The sequence below is a fragment of the Pseudonocardia sp. genome, from assembly GCF_025465255.1.
Classification (GTDB): domain Bacteria; phylum Actinomycetota; class Actinomycetes; order Mycobacteriales; family Pseudonocardiaceae; genus Pseudonocardia.
Window position 1 is genome coordinate 1 of sequence record NZ_JAODNI010000139.1, and the last position, 4,149, is coordinate 4,149.

3 protein-coding genes are annotated in these 4,149 nt (G+C 74.4%); all 3 read right to left on the bottom strand.

Annotated elements, in window-relative coordinates; all coding sequences use genetic code 11:
• A partial coding sequence (locus JWP64_RS16835; protein WP_297497840.1) for a translation initiation factor IF-2 N-terminal domain-containing protein occupies positions 1-2,917 on the bottom strand: 2,917 nt, incomplete at its 3' end.
• A 182-nt stretch (positions 2,918-3,099) separates the two neighbouring features.
• Entirely contained in the window at positions 3,100-3,909 is an 810-nt protein-coding gene (locus tag JWP64_RS16840; RefSeq protein ID WP_297497843.1) for a TIGR03936 family radical SAM-associated protein, read from the bottom strand.
• A gap of 45 nt (positions 3,910-3,954) precedes the next feature.
• A partial coding sequence (locus tag JWP64_RS16845; protein ID WP_297497845.1) for a hypothetical protein occupies positions 3,955-4,149 on the bottom strand: 195 nt, incomplete at its 5' end.

Genomic DNA, 4,149 nt, shown 5'->3' on the forward strand with positions numbered 1-4,149 from the left:
CCGGCTCGGCGGCCGGGACGTGGGAGTGCCCGTTGAGGCTCCCGCCGGTGGCGGGGGCCTCGGCCGGCGCGGCGGCGTCGGGCACGGGAGCGCTCGGGGCCGCGGACTCCGCGGCCTCGACGGCACCGTTCTCGGCGTCGACCGGCACCTCGGCCCGCTCGTCGCGGCGACGGCTGCGCCGCCGGCCGCGCGAGGGCGCCTCCTCCGACGGGGCCTCCTGCGCCTGCGCCGGAGCGACGGGCGTGTCCTCGACCCGCGGGTCCTCGACCGCCGGGAGGGCGGTCTCGGTCTCGGCCTCGGCCTCGGCGGCCTTCTCCGCGGTGCGGCTCGCGGCGGCACCGGCGACCACGTCCGGCGTGGTCACCTCGTTCACCGTCTCGGCCGGCGCCTTCTCGACGGGGGCCTCCTCGGCCGGGGCCGGCGTGCGGTCCTGGTCCTGGTCCTGGTCCCCGCCCCTGCGGCCGCGGTTCCGGCGGCGTCCGCCGCCCTCGCCGCTGCCCGACCCGCTGTCGGAGCCGTTCGCCTGGCCGTTGGTCGAGCCGTACCCGTGGTCCTGGCGCGCCTGCTCCACCGGGTCCGTCGTGATCACGACACCCCGGCCCCGGCAGTGCTCGCAGGGCGCGGAGAAATGTTCGAGCAGCCCGCCCCCGACCCGCTTGCGGGTCATCTGGACCAGGCCGAGCGAGGTGACCTCGGCGACCTGGTGCCGCGTGCGGTCCCGGGCCAGGCACTCGGTGAGCCGGCGCAGGACCAGGTCCCGGTTGGCCTCGAGCACCATGTCGATGAAGTCGATGACGATGATGCCGCCGATGTCCCGGAGCCGGAGCTGGCGGACGATCTCCTCCGCCGCCTCCAGGTTGTTCCGGGTGACGGTCTCCTCGAGGTTGCCCCCGGAACCGGTGAACTTGCCGGTGTTGACGTCGACGACGGTCATCGCCTCGGTCCGGTCGATCACCAGCGTGCCGCCCGAGGGCAGCCAGACCTTGCGGTCCAGGGCCTTGAGCAGCTGCTCGTCGATCCGGTACTCGGCGAAGACGTCCTTGGGTCCCACGTGGCGGTGCAGCCGTTCCTTCAGTTCGGGCGCGACGTGCCCGATGTAGGCGGACACGGTCTCCCAGGCCTCGTCGCCGGAGACGACCAGCGAGGTGAAATCCTCGTTGAACTGGTCCCGCACGACCTTGAGCAGCAGGTCCGGCTCCTCGTACAGGAGCGTCGGGGCCTTGGGCTTGTTCGGGCCGGTCTTCTCGGACTTCTCCTTGACGACCTCCCACTGCGCCTGCAGCCGACGCACGTCGCGCTCCAGCGCCTCGTGGCTGACGCCCTCGGACGCGGTGCGGATGATCACCCCGGCCTCGCTGGGGACGATCTCCTTGAGCATGTCCTTGAGCCGCTTGCGCTCGATGTCGGGCAGCTTGCGGCTGATCCCCGCGGCGCCGCCGGACGGCACGTAGACGAGGAACCGGCCGGCCAGGCTGATCTGCGTGGTCAGCCGCGCGCCCTTGTGCCCGATCGGGTCCTTCGTGACCTGCACGAGGACGCTGTCGCCGCTGCTCAGGGCCTGCTCGATGCGCCGGGCCTTGCCGTTGAGCCCGGCCGCGTCCCAGTCCACCTCGCCGGCGTAGAGCACGGCGTTGCGGCCGCGCCCGATGTCGACGAACGCCGCCTCCATGCTGGGCAGCACGTTCTGCACGCGGCCCAGGTAGATGTTGCCGACGATCGACTTGCTGGTGTTGCCGGTCTTGTCGTTCCCACCGGAGCCGGCGCTGGCCACGAAGTGCTCGACGAGGATGTCGTCCTCGAGCACGCCGATCTCGGTGCGCGAACCATGCTGGCGGACGACCATCGTGCGGTCGACGCTCTCCCGGCGGGCCAGGAACTCGGCCTCGGACAGGATCGGGACGCGGCGGCGCCCGGCGTCCCGGCCGTCCCGGCGGCGCTGGCGCTTGGCCTCGAGCCGGGTGGATCCGCGGACGCTCTGCACGCCGTCGTCCGAGTCGTCCCGGGTGTCCCGCTCGCGCTCGCGGGTCTCCCGCGGCGCCCGGACCCGGGTGACGGTGTTGGGCGGGTCGTCGTCCGTGCGGTCGTCCCCGTCCCCGGAGCCCTTGCGACGGCGCCGGCGACGACGACGACGCGAGCCGCCGGCGTCCGCGCCGTCGGTCTCGTCCTCGGTGTCCTCGGAGTCGTCCGAGTCCTCGGCGTCCTGCTCGGCGGCGGCCGGCTCGGGGCCGGCGTCCGCCGTGCTCTCGGCCTGCTCGTCGGCGAAGTCCGACTCGCCGTTCTCCTCGTCCTGACCCTTGCCGCGGCCGCGGCCACGGCGTCCGCGACGACGACGGCGACGGCTGTCCTCGTCGGAGTCCTGGTCCTGGTCCGCGTCCTCGGGGCCGGTGGCCGAGGGCGCCTCGGCCTCCTCCTCCGGGGCGGGGGCGGGCACGGCGGGCGTCTCGGCGGCGGGTTCCTCGACGGGCTCGGCGGCCTTGCGGCGCGAGCGGGCGGGCTTGGCCGCGGGCGGCTGGAAGACGGGGGCCGGCGGCGCGAACAGCGGCGCCAGCGCGCCGGTCTTCTCCGCGGGCGCGGCGGCGTCCTCCACCTCCTCGGCGGGGGCCGCGGCGGACTCGGCGACCGGCGCCCCCTCCTCGACTACCGGGCCGGCCGGGCTCTCCGCGAGGACCGGGCTCTCCGGCGCGGCGGCGCCGCCGGAGTCCGGCACGAGGGCCGAGACGACCTGCTCGGCCGTCTTCCGGTCGACGCTGGACTGGGCGCTGCGCGCCGCGTTGCCGAGATCGACGAGCGCGGCGAGCACCTCCTTGCTCGTGCGTCCGATCAGCTTCGCGAGGGCGTGCACCCGCAGCTTCTCGGGCAGCTCGGGCAGGGGGACAGGCCCACCGGAATCCCCGGTAGGCGCATCGTTGATCGACATTCAGCTCCTTCGCCCCCGGGCGCCCTCGGGTGAGAAGGCGGCCGCGCAGGGGCCGTACGCGTTCTCTCCCCACGCGGTGCGGGGGGAGCAATCCTGTGGACAGCTAGCCAGCGGTGCTCGACGGCGTGCCACGAGCTTCGTCACCGGCCCGGTGGCGGACCGGCGACGCACCGAACCGGCGGTCAAGCCTGGGCGGTGACCCGGCCAGGACCGAGAGGATCGGCGAGGGCACCCCGGTCGTCGAGCAGGCCCTGGGCCATCCGGGTCGCCTTCGCGGGCACCGGTGGCTTCAGCCCTGCGACAACGTCGAGTGCACCCAACACGTCGTCGGGTCGAACGGCGGGTGTCGTCTGCCGTACGACCGCCCCCAGTATCGCACATTCGGCGGACGAAGCGCCCACTTCAGGTGTGACACCGGTGTTGCCGTCGTCGTCCGCCGGGCCCGTGGAGCCGTCGGAGACGGACGCGGAGACGAGCGCCGCACGCACGTCGACCTGGCGTCTCCCGTTCGGCGTGACACGTTCCACGATCAACGTCTCCCGGGCCAGCAAGGCGTCGAGCGCCGCGCGCGCCGCGGCCGGTGCGACACCGGGGAGCTCGATCGACCAGGAGCTCGCGTCGATCCGGTCCGCCAGCGAGGGCGGGGTGGCGACGACGGCCTCGAGGATGTCCAGCCCGACCGGGAGCACCGCGTCCAGCGCCGAACGGACGATCTCCGGTTCGACCGGACGGGTCAGCCCGATCTCGAAGTACTCGGCCTCGCTCGCCGATCCGGTGGGCGCCGCCCCGACCCACGAGATGCGGGGGTGCGGACTGAAGCCGTGGGAGTGCGACACCGGGACGCCGGACCGGCGGACGGCCCGCTCGACGCTGCGTGCGACGTCGCGGTGGGACAGGAAGCGGAGCCGGCCCCGCTTGGCGAAGCGCACGCGGATCCGCTGCACCGTGGGGGGTGCGGGGTTCGCCGCCTCCCCGGGCCGGACTCGTGCCATGTGCTCCAGCGTACGAGCCCGGCCCGGGAGGGCGTGCGGCGGACCTCAGTCCCCGGGCCCGGGTTCGTCGACGGGGCGGTCGGCCCGCACCGGGTAGCCGCCCGTGAAGCCCTCCCGCTCGGCCGCGACGGCGAGGACCCGCTTGCGGACGGCGAACCAGCCGGCGACGAGGGCCGGGACGATGACGACCAGCGAGACGACCGTGTAGGTGCCGATCGGGTAGTCGAAGCCCATCAGGAC